This window comes from Paenibacillus sp. RRE4 (assembly GCF_031844205.1).
In the GTDB taxonomy this organism is placed as follows: domain Bacteria; phylum Bacillota; class Bacilli; order Paenibacillales; family Paenibacillaceae; genus Paenibacillus; species Paenibacillus xylanexedens_B.
Map to the genome: position 1 here is coordinate 1,445,395 of NZ_JAUZUT010000001.1, position 16,868 is coordinate 1,462,262.

General features: G+C 46.6%; 13 protein-coding genes. All 13 read left to right on the plus strand.

Going from position 1 to position 16,868, the window contains the following annotated elements; translation table 11 throughout:
* Positions 1–63: 63 nt before the first annotated feature.
* The 13 genes from Q9R46_RS06645 to Q9R46_RS06705 all read left to right on the plus strand — a co-directional run bounded on the left by Q9R46_RS06645 (position 64) and on the right by Q9R46_RS06705 (position 16,846).
* Positions 64–4,386 carry a PolC-type DNA polymerase III gene (locus tag Q9R46_RS06645; RefSeq protein WP_311279377.1) on the plus strand — a complete coding sequence of 1,441 codons (4,323 nt, stop codon included), beginning with the start codon at positions 64–66 and terminating at the stop codon, positions 4,384–4,386.
* A gap of 268 nt (positions 4,387–4,654) precedes the next feature.
* On the plus strand, positions 4,655–5,116 hold the full coding sequence (gene rimP, locus Q9R46_RS06650) for a ribosome maturation factor RimP (protein WP_145329808.1): 462 nt from the start codon (positions 4,655–4,657) through the stop codon (positions 5,114–5,116).
* Positions 5,117–5,239: 123 nt separating this feature from the next.
* Positions 5,240–6,337: a transcription termination factor NusA gene (gene nusA, locus Q9R46_RS06655; RefSeq protein WP_090923835.1), complete on the plus strand. Its 1,098-nt coding sequence runs from the start codon at positions 5,240–5,242 to the stop codon at positions 6,335–6,337.
* A 27-nt stretch (positions 6,338–6,364) separates the two neighbouring features.
* The gene (gene rnpM / locus Q9R46_RS06660) at positions 6,365–6,673 is read left to right on the plus strand and encodes an RNase P modulator RnpM (protein ID WP_090923834.1); all 309 of its coding nucleotides are present in this window, start codon (positions 6,365–6,367) and stop codon (positions 6,671–6,673) included.
* Complete coding sequence (locus tag Q9R46_RS06665; RefSeq protein WP_123064487.1) at positions 6,666–6,995, plus strand: L7Ae/L30e/S12e/Gadd45 family ribosomal protein; 330 nt, start codon at positions 6,666–6,668, stop codon at positions 6,993–6,995. Before rnpM ends, Q9R46_RS06665 begins: the two co-directional genes overlap by 8 nt.
* Positions 6,988–9,567 carry a translation initiation factor IF-2 gene (infB, locus tag Q9R46_RS06670; RefSeq protein WP_145329810.1) on the plus strand — a complete coding sequence of 860 codons (2,580 nt, stop codon included), beginning with the start codon at positions 6,988–6,990 and terminating at the stop codon, positions 9,565–9,567. The genes Q9R46_RS06665 and infB overlap by 8 nt, the downstream gene beginning before the upstream one ends.
* Positions 9,568–9,592: 25 nt before the next feature.
* On the plus strand, positions 9,593–9,958 hold the full coding sequence (rbfA, locus tag Q9R46_RS06675; RefSeq protein ID WP_090923831.1) for a 30S ribosome-binding factor RbfA: 366 nt from the start codon (positions 9,593–9,595) through the stop codon (positions 9,956–9,958).
* A gap of 19 nt (positions 9,959–9,977) precedes the next feature.
* Positions 9,978–10,955 (plus strand): DHH family phosphoesterase, encoded by a 978-nt coding sequence (locus tag Q9R46_RS06680; protein WP_311279378.1) that lies wholly within the window; start codon positions 9,978–9,980, stop codon positions 10,953–10,955.
* Positions 10,949–11,872, plus strand: a complete 924-nt coding sequence (truB, locus tag Q9R46_RS06685; protein ID WP_311279379.1) for a tRNA pseudouridine(55) synthase TruB — start codon at positions 10,949–10,951, stop codon at positions 11,870–11,872. The genes Q9R46_RS06680 and truB overlap by 7 nt, the downstream gene beginning before the upstream one ends.
* A gap of 69 nt (positions 11,873–11,941) precedes the next feature.
* Positions 11,942–12,880 carry a bifunctional riboflavin kinase/FAD synthetase gene (locus Q9R46_RS06690; protein ID WP_397351709.1) on the plus strand — a complete coding sequence of 313 codons (939 nt, stop codon included), beginning with the start codon at positions 11,942–11,944 and terminating at the stop codon, positions 12,878–12,880.
* A gap of 158 nt (positions 12,881–13,038) precedes the next feature.
* Positions 13,039–13,308: a 30S ribosomal protein S15 gene (gene rpsO / locus Q9R46_RS06695; RefSeq protein ID WP_056700672.1), complete on the plus strand. Its 270-nt coding sequence runs from the start codon at positions 13,039–13,041 to the stop codon at positions 13,306–13,308.
* Positions 13,309–13,567: 259 nt separating this feature from the next.
* Positions 13,568–15,670, plus strand: coding sequence for a polyribonucleotide nucleotidyltransferase (pnp, locus tag Q9R46_RS06700; RefSeq protein WP_311279380.1), 2,103 nt, complete (start codon positions 13,568–13,570; stop codon positions 15,668–15,670).
* A 171-nt stretch (positions 15,671–15,841) separates the two neighbouring features.
* Positions 15,842–16,846 (plus strand): polysaccharide deacetylase family protein, encoded by a 1,005-nt coding sequence (locus Q9R46_RS06705; RefSeq protein WP_397386328.1) that lies wholly within the window; start codon positions 15,842–15,844, stop codon positions 16,844–16,846.
* Positions 16,847–16,868: the final 22 nt, after the last annotated feature.

Here is a 16,868-nt window from a genome sequence, read left to right on the forward strand (position 1 = left end):
GGATCGGGGACATTTTTGAATACAGAAGCTTTTCATGTTTTAAGGGGGCACAGGAGGAACACGATGAGTGGATTTGAGGAGAAGAGAAGACGGTTTGAGTTGTTGATGAAACAGGCAGAACTTCCGGCAGGTTTGACTGACCCTTATTTCCTGGATGGGTGGATTGAACAGGTCGAGACCAATCGTACGAATCGCGAATGGCATATCCAGATTGGTAAGGACACACTGGTGCCTGCGCCGATCTATCGAACGTTCAGTCTGCATATTCAGGAGAAGTTGAATCATATTGCCAAAATTACATTTGCTTTTAAATATACAGACAAGGTGCTGCCTAACGATATCGTAAATGAGTATTGGAACCTGTTTCTGGAATGGGTTACTCGTGAAATTCCGTCTGTAAATGGCTGGATGAATCGTGCGACAGTGGAATGTGAAGCCGATCTGTTGCAACTGACGATGAGTGATTCCACATCTATGGAGCTCGCTCGCAAAAAGCAGATTGACCAAGCCATTACCCGATTCTACGAAAAGTATTTTCACTTGCCACTACGTATTAAAATGCAGGTGGGCGAAGCGGGAAGCAACAAAGAGGCAATGGAGCAATTCCAGGCTCAGAAAAAAGTAGAAGAACGACAGGTTATCGAAAAAATGATGAGTGAAGTCATCGATACCGAACTGCCGGAAGAAGAAGATCAAGGTGATGTGCGGTTGCAGATGGGGTATGAGATCAAAGAGCCGGCTGTTCCGATGCAGGAAGTTCAGGATGAGGAGAAGAAAATTACTCTCCAGGGAACGATCTTTGGTCTGGACCGCAAGGAACTGCGGAATGGAAATACGCTATTCACCTTCTATCTGACAGACTTTACGGATTCAATGCAAATGAAGATGTTTGCCAAAACCAAAGAAGATGTCAAAATTCTCAGCTTGCTGGCGAATGGAAAATGGGTAAAAGTTCGCGGACGTGTAGAGTACGACCGGTTTATGCAAATTCCTGAGCTTGCTATGATTCCTTCCGATTTGACTGAAATCAAAGCACCGCCATCTCGTAAGGATACAGCGGAGGAGAAACGTGTAGAATTCCACTTACACTCCACGATGAGTACAATGGATGCCGTAACGTCCATTGATAAATATGTAAAAACAGCTGCTGATTGGGGACACAAGGCGATTGCCGTCACTGACCATGGTGGTGTTCAGGTCTATCCGGAAGCAGCCAAGGCAGCGAAGAAAAACGGAATTAAAATGATCTATGGCCTGGAAGCCAACGTGGTGAATGACTCTGTAGCGGTTGTCCTGAATCCACAATCAATGGATCTGAAAACGGCCACGTATATCGTATTTGATATCGAGACCACGGGACTGTCGGTAACACAGAACAAAATTATTGAGATTGCCGCTGTCAAAGTCCAAGAGGGGAAAGAGGTGGATCGTTTTGCTACCTTTGTCAATCCGCATGAACGAATCCCATACAACATTCAGCAATTAACCAACATTACAGATGAAATGGTAAAGGATGCACCAGAGCTTGAACCGGTTATTCGTGATTTCGTTGCCTTTGCTGGTGATGGTGTACTGGTCGCGCACAATGCACGGTTTGATATGGGCTTTATTCAGGCATCCCTCAAAAATCTGAACATGTCTGAGTTGCCAAACCCGGTGCTTGATACCTTAGAACTCGCTCGTCTTTTATATCCAAAAATGAAAAATCACCGCCTGAATACACTCGCTGATAAATATAAAGTTGCGCTGGAAAGCCATCACCGGGCGATCGATGATACGATTGCTTTGGCAGGGATTCTGAATGGACTCATCAATGATGCAGCCCAACTAAAAGGTCTGACGATGCTGGATCGTTTGAATGATTTCGTTGGGGTAGATTTGTCGAATACACGTCCTTTCCACTGCGGAATTTACGCGTTGAATGATGTAGGCAAGAAAAATCTCTATAAACTGGTTTCCCTCTCACATACCGAGTACTTCAAACGTGTTGCATGTATACCTAAGTCCAAGCTTGTAAGCTTACGCGAAGGATTGGTCGTCATATCCGGTTGTGAAAAAGGTGAGTTCTTCGAGGCTGTCCTGAACAAATCAGTGGAAGAAGCCGAGGAAATTGCCGAGTTTTACGACATTCTGGAGATTCAGCCACTGACCATGTATATGCATCTGGTGGACAAAGGACTCGTTGCCACACCCGAAGAGTTGAAACTTGCGGTTCGTAAAGTTGTAGATATCGGCGCAAAATTAAATAAACCGGTCATTGCTACAGGAAACGTTCATTATTTGGAGCCGAGAGATAAAATTTACCGGGATATTACGATTCATGGAATTACCGGATTCAGCCCACTTAAAGATCAGCGCAAACCGGATGCTCACTTTAGAACAACAGCCGAAATGCTGGAGGAATTCCAGTTCCTTGGACAGGATAAGGCATATGAAGTCGTGGTTACCAATACCATTGAGTTATCCGATCGTTTTGAGGAAATCAAGCTATTTCCAGACAAGCTTTTTACTCCGATTCTGGAGGGGGCAGATGAGGAAATCCGTAATACCTGTTACAACACGGCGAAGTCAATCTATGGTGAAGACCTGCCGGAAGTTATTATTGCTCGTTTGGAAAAAGAATTGCAGCCAATCATCAAATATGGATTTTCTGCCAACTATCTGATCTCGGAACGTCTGGTGAAAAAATCGAATCAGGATGGTTATCTTGTAGGTTCGCGGGGATCGGTGGGGTCATCCGTCGTAGCAACGTTTCTGGGCATCTCAGAGGTTAATCCGCTTCCTGCACATTATATCTGTGTGAACCCTGAATGTAAGCATAGCGAATGGTTCCTGGACGGTAGCGTACCGAGTGGATTTGACTTGCCAGAGAAACCGTGTCCTGATTGCGGGGGAAAACTCAAAGGGGAAGGACAGGATATTCCGTTTGAAACCTTCCTTGGGTTTAAAGGGGATAAAGTTCCCGATATCGACTTGAACTTCTCGGGGGATTACCAGCCCCATGCCCATAATTACACGAAAGTACTGTTTAGTGAGAAGAGTGTATTCCGTGCGGGAACGATCGGAACGGTGGCCGAGAAAACGGCGTTTGGTTTTGCGAAGAAATATGAAGAAGAACATCATAAGAAGTGGCGCGGCGCCGAGCTGAATCGTCTGGCATCTGGCTGTACTGGTGTAAAACGAAGCACGGGACAGCATCCCGGCGGTATCGTTGTTGTACCGGATTATATTGAAGTGGAAGATGTTACACCTGTTCAGTATCCAGCAGATGATGTTACAGCAGAGTGGAAAACAACCCACTTTGACTATCACGCGTTTGAAGAAAACTTGCTGAAGCTTGATATTCTGGGACACGATGATCCGACGATGATGCGTATGCTACAGGATCTTACGGGCGTTGATCCAACAACGATTCCGATGAATGATCCCAAAGTAATGAGCATGTTCAACTCAACGGATGCCCTTGGCGTAACCCCGGAGCAGATTCGATCCCCTGTTGCCACATTCGGTGTGCCGGAGATGGGGACGAAATTCGTACGTCAGATGCTTGTCGAATCGCAGCCGTCGTCTTTTGCCGATTTGTTGCAGATCTCGGGACTTTCTCATGGTACGGGCGTATGGCTTGGTAATGCGCAGGATTTGATCAAGAACGGCACATGTAACATCAAAACGGTAATTGGTTGTCGGGATGATATCATGTTGTTCCTGATCTATAAGGCGGGAATGGATGCGAGTCTGGCCTTTAAGATTACAGAGAGTGTTCGTAAAGGACGTGGACTGCCGCAGGAATGGATTGACGAGATGAAAAACTGCAAGGTACCGCAATGGTATATTGACTCCTGTCTCAAAATCCAGTACATGTTCCCGAAAGCCCACGCGGCTGCTTACGTTATTTCAGCTGTACGTACAGCGTTTTTCAAGCTGTATCATCCGATCGAATATTATGCAACATACTTTACCGTGCGTGCAGACGAGTTGGACATTGAGTTGGTGTGTCAGGGTTATGATGCCATCTATCGCAAAATCGTAGAGATTGAACAGCTCGGTTTCCAGGCGCCTCCAAAAGAGAAAAACATGCTTCCTGTTCTCGAAATGGCACTGGAAATGACCGCGCGTGGTTTCTCGCTTAAACCGATTGATCTGTACCGCTCGGAAGCAACGAAATTCATCGTGGACGAGAAGTCTTTGATTCCTCCATTCTCTGCACTTGCAGGTATTGGGGATAATGCGGCTCGTAACATTGCTGCGGCCCGCGAGCATGGTGAGTTTCTGTCGATTGAGGATTTTCAGCAGAAGTCCAAAGCAACCAAAACGATTGTGGAGTTGCTGACCAACATGGGATGTTTCCGTGGTTTGCCTGAAAGCAATCAGCTATCCTTGTTCTAATTAACAGGCAATTAGCAGGATAACTCCATTCGTTATGTCCTGAAGCCATACACTTCGATTTTTCCTTCATTAGTGTAGTAGCTATGCAAAGGTGGGTTACTTGTCACTATTACCAGACTATGTTATAATTTTTGAAGTGAACGAGATAGTACGAATTTCTGAAGAGTGGGGAAACCCACTCTTTAGTCTTTGGTATACAAGAATCTTGGGTATTTAATTATCTGCCAACGATTATAGTTGGTGTGACCTAAGTTGGAGGTTATCGGTTTTGAGCACAACGAATATTAAATCTACCGTGGAAGAAATGATCCAACCCTACTTGAACGAACAAGGCTTCGAGCTGGTTGACATCGAATACGTCAAAGAAGGCAGCAACTGGTTTTTACGGGTGTATGTCGACAAAGAGGGTGGAATCGACATCGACGATTGTGTCTTGATCAGCGAAAAGCTGAGCGCCAAGCTGGATGAAAACGATCCGATCCCATCTGTCTATTTCCTTGAAGTGTCTTCTCCCGGTGCGGAGCGTCCACTGAAAAAAGCGGGGGATGTTGCCAAAGCCGTAGGCAAAAACGTATTTGTTACAACCTACGAGCCGGTGAATAAATTAAAGGAATTCGAAGGCAAGCTGCTTTCCTTTGACAACGGGGAGCTTGTGATTGAAACAGGCAAGAAGCAGCATACCATTTCTTATGAAAAGGTTGCCAGTGCGCGCTTGGCCATTTTGTTTTAAAGTGCCTTGTTCACTTGATTAATGAAAAAGACACATCTCACGATAACGGCAAGGTGCTCACAAGTTTCGAGCCTTCGCCGTTTTACGTATGGGATGCCATGTTTGAAAGGGGGATCAACATTCATGAGTATGGATTTTATTGAAGCAATGAATGAATTGGAACGGGAAAAAGGGATCAGCAAGGATGTGCTGTTTGAAGCGATCGAGGCTGCACTTATCTCCAGTTACAAGCGTAATTTTAACACGGCGCAGAACGTACGTGTTGACATGAACCGTAATACGGGGGTTATTCGCGTATATGCCCGCAAACTGATCGTGGAAGAAGTTCTGGATTCACGGACTGAGATTTCATTGCCTGCTGCACGGGAAATCAATCCACACTTCCAGCTGGAAGATATTGCGGAGATTGAGGTTACGCCGCGCGACTTTGGACGTATCGCCGCACAAACGGCTAAACAGGTTGTAACTCAGCGGATTCGTGAAGCCGAACGTGGCCTGATCTACAATGCTTTCGTGGATAAGGAAGAAGATATCGTTACGGGAGTAGTGCAGCGTCAGGATTTGCGCAATATCTACATCGACCTGGGCAAAATCGAAGCGGCACTGCCACTCACCGAGTTAATGCCGAACGAGAAGTTTGTTCACGGTGACCGCATCAAGGCTTACATCACTAAAGTAGAGAATACGACTAAAGGGCCACAAATCATCTTGTCCCGTACTCATCCGGGCCTCTTAAAACGCCTTTTCGAACTGGAAGTACCCGAGATTTTTGACGGTGTAGTTGAGATTCGTTCGGTTGCCCGCGAAGCAGGATTCCGTTCCAAAATTGCAGTTCATTCTCGCAATGAGGAAGTTGATCCGGTTGGATCTTGTGTAGGTCCAAAAGGGATGCGCGTGCAGACCATTGTGGGTGAGCTGCGCGGTGAGAAAATCGACATCGTTCGTTATTCCGAACAAGTGGACGAATATGTGGCGAATGCACTGAGTCCTTCTAAAGTTTTGGAAGTTCACGTGTTCGAGGAGGAAAAGATGGCTCGGGTGATCGTTCCTGACTATCAACTGTCCCTTGCCATCGGCATCAAAGGTCAAAATGCTAGATTGGCAGCCAAATTAACGGGCTGGAAGATCGACATTAAGAGCGAGAGCCAGGCGGAGCAGGAATTCGGCAGAGAAAAAGATTCTTCTTCGGAAATGCATCAGGATTCCGTCTCCGTCGACTAAAGGAAAGCACGGAGGGGGCGCTGACGTATGAAACCTAAAAAAGTGCCGCTACGCAAATGTGTGGCATGTCAAGAAATGATGCCCAAAAAACAACTGATTCGCATCGTTAAAACGCCTGAGGACGAAGTGCTGATTGATCTGACCGGTAAAAAGTCCGGACGAGGCGCATATCTGTGTGGCAAAGAGTCTTGTTTCAAGCTTGCGCTTAAAAATCGCGCGCTTGATCGTGCGCTGAAGAGTAAAGTTTCACCAGAAATCTATGAACAGCTCGCTGCTGATTTCGTTGCAGTTGAGGATGAATTCATTGCTGCACAGGAGCGTGAAGAGGATGAGTGATACGAAAGTGTTGTCTTACCTCGGTCTATCCATGCGCGCTGGTAAACTGCTCACAGGTGATGAGATTGTGCACAAGGCGATCCGTTCGGGTGAAGCCAAGATGGTTATAGTTGCAGGCGACGCCTCGGCGAATACACAAAAGAAATTTCGCGACAAATGTGCTACTTACAAGGTTCCGCTTCTTATCGGATTGGATCGTGACCGTATTGGGTCAAGCATCGGTAAAGACACGCGGGTGGTTCTTGCAGTAACAGACCTTGGGTTTGCAAAAATGATCTCCAAGCAAGTCGGTATAATGTCGGAGGTGGAGTATATTGAGTAAACAGGAAAACAAGGAAAAATTGCGAGTTTATGAATATGCGAAGTCCCTTAACATGAGCAGTAAAGAAATTATAACCATTCTTAAAAAGCTGGATATTCCCGTTAACAATCATATGAGTGTGATGGAGAATGGTTCAGTCGGTAAAGTGGAACAATTTTTTAAAGATATAAAATCCACTGCTGCTTCGAAACAAGGTGGCGAAGCCAAGTCTGTTGCGACTTCGGCTGTACGCAGTGACAAACCAGTGGACAGCAACAAGCCGGGCGGCGGAGTGAACACGCCGAATAGCAATACAACAGCCGGTAGTCCCGTACAAACAAAAATACAACAGGAAAAGCAGGTAGGTATGAACAATAGACCAAATTCCAACAATAACAATGGCGCTCAAAGACCAAGCGGCCAAGACAGCCGTAACAGAACAAATTCTTCTTCCCAGGGCTCAAGCCAGGGAGGACAAACAGGAAATCGTCCAAGACCAGCTTCGAGCGGTCAAGGAAACACGGGTTCCCGCCCGCAAGGGTCCGGTCAACGTCCGAACAATAGCGGCGGTCCAGGCAGATCGGCAGGACCGAACACCGGCAGTAACTCTGGCAACAATGCTAACCGTACTGGTGGCCAAGGTCAGGGACAAGGTGGCCAGCGTAGAGGCGGTCAAGGCAATTCCGGTAATAACAGCGGCAACCGTTCCAATAGTGGTGGCGGTGGCGGACGTCGTTTCGACGATAACCGTGGTGGCGGTAACTTCCGTAATAACCGTGGTGGCAAAAACAACCGTAACAGAAACCAGCAACAGTATGTGCAACGTGAGAAAATCGATAACACACCGAAGAAAATCATCGTTCGTGGCGACATGACTGTTGGTGAAACGGCGAAACTTCTTCACAAGGATGCTTCTGAAGTTATTAAAAAGCTGATTGGTATGGGTGTTATGGCAACCATTAACCAAGAGCTTGATATCGATACCATTCTCCTGCTTGCAGGTGAATTCGGTGTTGAAGTTGAAGTGAAGATTGTGCTTGAAGACGACCGTTTCGAAACCGTTGAAGAGAATGATGATCCAGCAGATCTTCAATCCCGTCCTCCGGTTGTAACGATCATGGGTCACGTTGACCATGGTAAAACAACATTGCTGGATGCCATTCGTTCTACGAATGTAACTGGCGGCGAAGCTGGCGGAATCACACAACATATCGGTGCCTATCAAGTTGAGATCAACCACAAGAAAATCACGTTCCTGGATACTCCGGGTCACGAAGCATTTACAGCAATGCGTGCGCGTGGAGCACAAGTTACGGATATGACGATTATTGTAGTCGCAGCCGATGACGGTGTTATGCCACAAACGGTTGAAGCGATTAACCATGCCAAAGCAGCAGGTTTGCCAATCATCGTAGCGGTTAACAAAATTGATAAGCCTGGCGCTGATCCGGACAAAGTGAAGCAGGAACTGACAAACTATGAACTCGTTCCGGAAGAGTGGGGCGGAGATACGATCTTTGTAAACGTATCTGCGAAACAAAGAATGGGCCTGGAAGGTTTGCTTGAAATGATTCTGCTCGTTGCAGAAGTAAATGAATACAAAGCAAATCCGGATAAACGTGCCCGGGGTACGGTCATTGAAGCTGAGCTCGATAAAGGGCGTGGACCTGTTGCGCGCATCCTTGTACAACACGGTACACTGAAAGTCGGAGATGCGTTCGTAGCGGGTAACTGTTTCGGTCGTGTACGTGCAATGGTCAATGATAAAGGCCGTCGTCTGAAAGAAGCTGGACCATCTACACCGGTAGAAATTACAGGCTTGACTGAAGTACCAGGGGCAGGAGATCCGTTCATGGTGTTTGAAGATGAGCGTAAAGCTCGTTCCATCGCTGACAAACGTGCGATTACGCAACGTGAATCCGATCTGGGCACGAACACACGTGTTACTCTGGATGATCTGTTCCAGCACATCAAAGATGGCGAGATCAAAGATTTGAACGTGATCATTAAAGGTGACGTGCAAGGTTCGGTTGAAGCATTGAAAGGTTCCCTTGCGAAGATCGAGGTTGAAGGTGTACGCGTGAAGATCATTCACAGCGGTGCTGGTGCGATCACGGAATCCGACATCATTTTGGCTGCGGCTTCCAATGCCATCGTGATCGGTTTCAATGTTCGTCCTGAAAACCAAGCCAAAATTACTGCGGATCAAGAGCAAGTAGACATTCGTCTGCACCGCGTCATCTACAGTGTTATCGAAGAGATTGAACAAGCAATGAAAGGTATGCTTGATCCGATCTACAAAGAAAAAGTTATTGGCCATGCTGAAGTACGTAATACCTTCTCCATCAGTAAAGTGGGTACCATTGCGGGTTGTATGGTTACCTCTGGCAAAATCACTCGTTCTGCGGAAGCTCGCCTGATTCGTGATGGTATCGTCCTTTACGAAGGTAAGCTGGATTCCCTGAAACGCTTTAAAGATGATGCCAAAGAAGTGGCTCAAGGTTACGAGTGTGGTATCACATTGGATAAATACAACGATCTCAAGGAAGGCGATGTAATCGAAGCCTTCATCATGGAGACCGTACAACGATAAGCAAGGAAGTTTGAGGTGAACAACAATGGCTAAGATTCGTACAGGTAGAGTGGGCGAGCAGATCAAGAAAGAACTGAGTCTGCTCATCCAGTCAGAACTGAAAGATCCACGCATCGGTTTTATTACCGTGACAGGAGTTGAAGTAACTGGCGACTTGTCGCAAGCCAAAGTTTATCTGAGTGTCTTCGGTGAACAGGAGCAAAAGGATAACTCGCTTAAAGCACTTGCGAAAGCAAACGGCTTTTTGCGCACGGAGTTGGGCAAACGTATCCGTTTCCGTCATGTTCCCGAGTTGATATTCAAGATCGACGAATCAATTGCATATGGTAGCCGAATTGAAAAGCTACTTGGCGATATTGGTTCTGACAACGACAAAAACGAATCCCAGTAACAGAATAGAGGAGACGGCAATGCACACTTATGAACAGGCGCTTCAGGCAGGAAAACAATTCTTGCTGGAGCATGACGATTACCTGGTCGTGTCGCATGTACAGCCGGACGGTGACGCAGTCAGCTCGACGGTAACGATGGGCTGGCTGCTGTCATGTCTGGGAAAAACATTCACAATGATTAATGAGGGTGAAATTCCATCACGCATGCGTTTTCTGTATCATGCGGATGCCATTGTGAACATGACCGAACAACCCCCGGAGCGTAAGTATAAAGCGATCATTTGTGTTGATTGCGCTGACTTTGCTAGAGTGGGGCTTACCCGTCAATATTTTGAAGAAGACGCCATTATTTTGAATATCGATCATCATCCTACGAATAACGGATATGGTTCAGTGAATATTATAAAATCCGATGCAGCAGCAACAGCCGAAATTTTGTTTGAATTGCTACAACTCTTCGACATTACATGGGATAAGGATATAGCTACGGCAGTATACACAGGTCTGCTAACAGATACGGGCGGATTCCGTTATGCGAATACAAGTCCCAATGTGATGAATGTTGCTTCCCGCTTACTGGAGCATGGTGTAGATGGACCTTATTTGGCGCAAACGCTGCTCGAAGAGGTGACTCTCCCGCAGATCCGCATCTTGAACAAGGCACTGTCATCTTTGCAAGTGTCAGAAGACGGCAGAGTTGCCTGGGTTGTTATTACACCGGAAGATATGCAGGAGTGTGGAGCAGCCAACGAAGATCTGGAAGGGATCGTCAACTATACCCGTAACATTCGTGGAGTAGAAGTGGGTATCTTTTTCAAAGTGATCAACGATAATGCTGTTAAAGCTTCCCTGCGTTCTGCCGGTAAAATAGATGTTGCAGCACTGGCACAAACCTTTGGCGGCGGCGGACATGTTCTCGCAGCTGGATGCCGACTGGAAGGAAAGGTCGAAGAAAGCGTGGAAAAAGTGTTGAAGCAGGTGAATACACAATGGTAAAACCGTTTGAAGGTATTCTCCCGGTATACAAACCAGCGGGATTTACTTCCCATGATGTTGTAGCCAAAATGCGTCGGATTTTGAAAATGAAGCGCATCGGTCATACGGGCACACTCGATCCGCAAGTAACCGGAGTTCTTCCGTTATGCCTTGGACGAGCGACGCGGGTGGTAGAGTATATGCAGGAACTTCCGAAGGAATACCTTGCGACTCTAAGGCTGGGCCTTGCTACAGACACCGAGGATCTGACGGGTGAAATTATTGAACGTTCGGAATCCCCTGTAGAAGTAACTCACGATCAGGTGCAACAGGTATTTCAGAAGTTTTTGGGTACCATTTCGCAGGTTCCGCCGATGTATTCAGCAGTAAAGGTGGATGGAAAACGGTTATATGAGCTTGCCCGCGAGGGTAAGACCGTAGAACGCAAGAGTCGTGAAGTCACCATCTACGAGCTTGAGCTTATCGGAATCGAAACCCATGATGGAACAACGGATATTTCGTTCCGCGCCTTGTGCTCAAAAGGGACGTATATTCGAACATTATGTGTAGACATCGGTCGTGAACTTGGTTTCCCGTCCACCATGGTCAAGTTGGAACGCACGATATCTGCTGGTATCTCGGCAGATCATTGTCTTCGTATTGAAGATGTGGAACAACGTATGAACGAAGGGACTCTCTCTGAAGCATTGATTCCCGTAGATGAAGCGATCTCTTCCATTCCAGCCCATAAAGTTGGAGAAGAACAGACGAAGGGCGCTCTACAGGGCCAAAAGCTGTCAGCACGTTTACTGGAGCCGCCTGTGGAGAAGCCAGGGCTACTGCGTCTATATGCTCAAGATGGAACGTTTCTAGGTATTTTTGAGCGGGATGAATTGAAACCAACCGTGAGGGCTGTTAAAGTCTTTTTACCGGAATAAAGAGGCAATGGCTTGGCGTGATGACGAGGTTCAAGCTTGGCCTATCAAGTGAAATGCAGGTGAATGATTGTGAAAACCGTAATGCTAACCTATCCGCAAACATTGCAATCCGCGGAACTGAGTACACATCCCCAAGTGCTGGCTATCGGTCAATTTGACGGGTTGCATCTCGGACATGCAAGCGTCATTCTATCCGCCGTTCGCATCGCTAGGGAATCGGATATGAAGGCAGCCGTCATGACCTTCCACCCACACCCGAAGGAAGTTATGCGCAAAGGGGATTACGAGGGTTATCTGACGCCTCTCAGAGACAAAGAAGAAATTTTGGCTGGCATGGGCGTAGATATACTCTATGTTGTCGAGTTCAATGAATCATTTTCACAGCTCTCGCCAGAGCAATTCGTTCATGAACTGTTGCTTCCTCTCCAAACGCGTACAGCTGTTGTTGGATTTGATTTCCGGTTCGGGCACAAAGGTGCCGGGGATGAACAAATGCTTCGTACGCTTGGTAATGGAGAAATGACAGTAGAGACCGTGCCTCCGTTCTTGCTGGGCGGGGAGAAAGTAAGTAGCTCGCTGATCCGTGCTCTGTTGAAGCGTGGTGAGATGGATGAGGCAAGCCAGTGGCTTGGACGTCCTTATAGTGTCAGAGGTACTGTGATTCACGGAGAGAAAAGGGGACGGACCATCGGTTTTCCTACTGCCAATCTCGAACTTACCGATCACTATGTTACACCAGCCAAAGGTGTATATGCTGTACGAGTAAACGTTGGCGATCAAGAATTGACAGGTGTGATGAACCTGGGTGTCAAACCTACCTTTCACGAGAATGGAATGAGACCGACGTACGAAGTGCATCTGCTTGATTTTGACGGCCAAATCTATGATCAGGAACTGAAAGTAGAACTGGTGCATTACATTCGAAATGAACGAAAATTCGATTCCATCGATGCTCTGATTGCTCAGATCCGTGAAGATGCACTCGCGGCTGCTCGCTTACTTTCCTAAAAACTTTAATAAAATGGATGTTTACATTTACTTTGTCCGGGCAAGTATGGTATAATGTACTACGTTGTCGAATGAGGCAACATTAACCTTAGCTTGGTTACACGCTCTCACCGGCGGTGACGAGGCTAATGGCGATTATAATGAAGGAGGTGAATAGGATGGCATTGACTCAAGAACGTAAACAACAACTGATCGACGAGCACAAAACTCATGAGTCCGATACTGGATCACCTGAGGTGCAAGTTGCTATCCTTACGGAAAACATCAGAAGTTTGACAGACCACTTGCGTACGCATAAGAAAGACCACCACTCACGTCGTGGACTTTTGAAAATGGTAGGTCAACGTCGTAAGCTTTTGGCTTACGTGAAAAACAAAGATGTTAAACGTTACAGCGCACTGATCGAAAAACTCGGATTGCGTCGTTAATTATCGTACATGTTTTCAAAATCAACCTGGCTGTTATCCGCTTTTCTTTTGTCTAAAAGGACAAGCGGAGCTTACAGCCGGGTTGTTTTGTAGATGAACATGTTGCCATATATTTGTAGCTGAGGGCTCCGCAAGGAGCTTTTGTTTTGCAAGTCAGTCTCCGGCCTGTCCAACCGTAGTTAATGAATGCTGGACAAGCAGGAAATACTGTTAATATGCAGAATCCATTGTGATAGGAACGAATTAAAGGAGGGATTTCATGGAACAGCGTGTTGAAATGCAGCTTGGTGGAAGAAAGCTTACGCTTGAAACCGGGCGTTTGGCCAAGCAGGCAAATGCTGCCGTAAAGGTAACGTACGGAGATACCGTCGTATTGTGTACCGTGACAGCATCCAGTGAGCCGAAAGATTTGGACTTTTTCCCACTAACGGTGAACTATGAGGAAAGATTGTACGCTGTTGGTAAAATCCCAGGTGGATTTATCAAGCGTGAAGGTAGACCATCCGAGAAAGCAATTCTGGCAAGTCGTCTGACAGACCGTCCGATTCGTCCATTGTTCCCGGAAGGTTTCCGTAATGATGTACAAGTTCTGAATATTGTTATGAGCGTGGATCAGGATTGTGAACCACAAATCGCAGCAATGATTGGTACTTCAGCGGCACTGAGTATTTCCGATGTACCTTTCAGCGGGCCGATTGGTGGCGTGAAGGTTGGTCGTATTAATGGTGAATTTATTATCAACCCTACGATTGCACAGTTGGAAATTAGCGAACTTGAACTCGTGGTTGCAGGAACTAGAGATGCAATCATGATGGTTGAAGCGGAAGCGAATGAATTGCCAGAAGAAGTAATGCTTGAAGCAATCATGTTCGGACATGACGAGATCAAAAACATCGTGACGGTCATCGAGGAGCTTGTACAAGTTGCCGGTAAAGAAAAAATGGAAGTCAAACTGCATGCGGTTAATGCGGAAGTAAACAGCAGCGTTCGTGAGTATGCAAGCGCACGTCTGGTGGAAGCAGTTAAAATTGCCGAGAAACATGCACGTCAGGATGCCATCGATGCAGTGAATGACGAAACCGTTGCTCACTTCGAAGAGAAGTATCTTGAAACGCCTGAATTGCTCAAAGACGTGAAAGAAGTGCTGCACGATATCGTCAAAGAAGAAGTGCGCCGTCTGATCACTCACGATAAAGTTCGTCCGGATGGACGCGGCCTGGCCGAAATTCGTCCAATTGAATGTGATACTTCCCTGCTTCCGCGTACACATGGTTCAGGTTTGTTCACACGTGGACAAACACAAGCACTGAGCATCTGTACTTTGGGTGCACTGGGTGACGTTCAAATTCTGGATGGCATCAGTCTGGAAGAAACGAAACGTTTCATGCATCATTACAACTTCCCGCCGTTTAGCGTAGGTGAAGCTCGTCCGCTTCGTGCGCCAGGACGTCGTGAAATCGGACATGGTGCGCTTGGTGAGCGTGCGTTGTCCAAAGTCATTCCTTCTGAAACGGACTTCCCATACACGATTCGTTTGGTATCTGAAGTATTGGAATCCAACGGGTCTACGTCCCAAGCAAGTATCTGTGCGAGTACACTTGCCATGATGGACGCAGGTGTACCAATCAAAGCTCCGGTAGCTGGTGTAGCGATGGGTCTGATTAAAGACGGAGACCATGTATCGATCTTGAGTGATATTCAAGGTATGGAAGATCATCTGGGTGACATGGATTTCAAAGTAGCAGGAACACCTGAAGGCGTAACGGCGATTCAAATGGACATCAAAATTGATGGAATCGATCGTCAAATCTTGTCCGAAGCGCTGGCTCAAGCCAAAGAGGGACGTATGCACATTTTGGGTAAAATGACCGAAGTGATGAAAACACCTCGTGAGCAATTGTCCCAATATGCACCTAAAATTACGACTATGCATATCAATCCGGACAAAATCCGTGATGTTATCGGCGCTGGTGGTAAAATCATCAATAAAATCATCGAAGAAACCGGTGTTAAAATTGATATCGAGCAGGATGGACGTGTCTTTATCGCTTCTTCCAATCAGGAGATGAATGATAAAGCCAAAGCGATTATCGAAGGTATTGTACGCGAAGTACTTGTTGGCGAAATCTATGTCGGCAAAGTAAAACGTGTTGAGAAATTCGGTGCATTCGTTGAAGTGTTGCCAAATAAAGAAGGTCTGGTTCACATCTCTCAATTGTCTACTGAGCGTGTAGCTAAAGTAGAAGATGTTGTGGCGATCGGTGATTCTATTACTGTAAAAGTAACCGAGATTGACCCGCAAGGTCGAATCAACTTGTCCCGTAAAGCAGTACTAACAGCAGAAGCTCCTGCGCAATCCTAGGTTGCTGACGTTTGTTTGAATAACATAAGCATGGTTGAATGAAGAGACAGAATGTGAATTTCTGGCTCTTTTTTTAACGTTTAAACAAGAATATGTCTATTCATAAGATTGCCGTTTTTATTCATATTCCTGTCCTTGTCCTCATATGATGGGGACAAAGACGGCAGGAGGATGGAGCTTGTGAGAAACCAATCCAAAAAACTGGCGGTTGTTCTTGCGGGTGTGGCGGCGGTCATGCTAATCGGACAAGTGGACAGTGTACGTACATACATTACGGAGATCCGTAATGGTCCGGGTACTCAGAATGCTTTTGATATGTTCAAGGAAGCGACCGGAGAAGAATCATTGTTATCTGCGATCAGGGATAAGGCAGCAGAAACTCGAATTGCACCGGTGAATGCGAGAGTTGATCGGGTATGGAAAGCGATCCCCGGTTATAACGGCCTGGAGATTGACGTAGAAGCTACGTATCGCAAGGCGCTGGGCGGCACGCTGAATACCAAAATTCCATACGTCTATCGCCAAGTTGAGCCGGAAATTCAGTTAAAAGACCTGGGAGCACATCCGATTTATCGAGGCAATGAGAGTAAACCGATGGTTTCTTTTATGATTAATGTGGCTTGGGGGAATGAATTCCTCGTTCCAATGCTGGACACGCTTGACGCGGAGAAGGTGAAGGCTACATTTTTTCTGGATGGAAGCTGGCTGAGCAAAAATGCAGAACTCGCCAAGGAAATTCAGAAGCGTGGACATGAGCTTTCCAACCATGCATATTCACATCCCGACATGAGTCGTTTAAGTGCTGAGCGGGCGCGATTAGAAATTAGCAAAACCGAGGAGTTATTACAGCAAACGCTCGGTGTGAAAAATCGTTGGTTTGCCCCGCCTTCGGGTGATTTTAATCAAAAAACGGTGGATATCGCTGCATCGATGGGGCTAAAAACCGTCCTCTGGACGGTAGATACAGTGGACTGGCGTAAACCGAGCCCGGACTCTGTGATTGCCAAAATTGCAAAGAAAACCGAAGCAGGATCGTTAATTCTCATGCATCCTACTGCTTCCTCGGCAGGAGCACTGAAAGGCATGATCGATTCCATCCACGCTAAGGGGCTGTCACTAGGTACTGTAAGTGAGACGTTGTCTTCTGAACGGGTGCAGGGCCATACGGTTGAGTGAACGCCGTTTTTTTGTTAATATC

Excerpts from the sequence above, each read along its gene's own strand:
- Q9R46_RS06645 (WP_311279377.1), top strand. The coding sequence starts at position 64 with ATGAGTGGATTTGAGGAGAAGAGAAGACGGTTTGAGTTGTTGATGAAA.
- nusA (WP_090923835.1), top strand. The coding sequence starts at position 5,240 with ATGAGTATGGATTTTATTGAAGCAATGAATGAATTGGAACGGGAAAAA.
- rnpM (WP_090923834.1), top strand. The coding sequence starts at position 6,365 with ATGAAACCTAAAAAAGTGCCGCTACGCAAATGTGTGGCATGTCAAGAA.
- Q9R46_RS06665 (WP_123064487.1), top strand. The coding sequence starts at position 6,666 with ATGAGTGATACGAAAGTGTTGTCTTACCTCGGTCTATCCATGCGCGCT.
- rbfA (WP_090923831.1), top strand. The coding sequence starts at position 9,593 with ATGGCTAAGATTCGTACAGGTAGAGTGGGCGAGCAGATCAAGAAAGAA.
- Q9R46_RS06680 (WP_311279378.1), top strand. The coding sequence starts at position 9,978 with ATGCACACTTATGAACAGGCGCTTCAGGCAGGAAAACAATTCTTGCTG.
- truB (WP_311279379.1), top strand. The coding sequence starts at position 10,949 with ATGGTAAAACCGTTTGAAGGTATTCTCCCGGTATACAAACCAGCGGGA.
- rpsO (WP_056700672.1), top strand. The coding sequence starts at position 13,039 with ATGGCATTGACTCAAGAACGTAAACAACAACTGATCGACGAGCACAAA.
- pnp (WP_311279380.1), top strand. The coding sequence starts at position 13,568 with ATGGAACAGCGTGTTGAAATGCAGCTTGGTGGAAGAAAGCTTACGCTT.
- Q9R46_RS06705 (WP_397386328.1), top strand. The coding sequence starts at position 15,842 with ATGGAGCTTGTGAGAAACCAATCCAAAAAACTGGCGGTTGTTCTTGCG.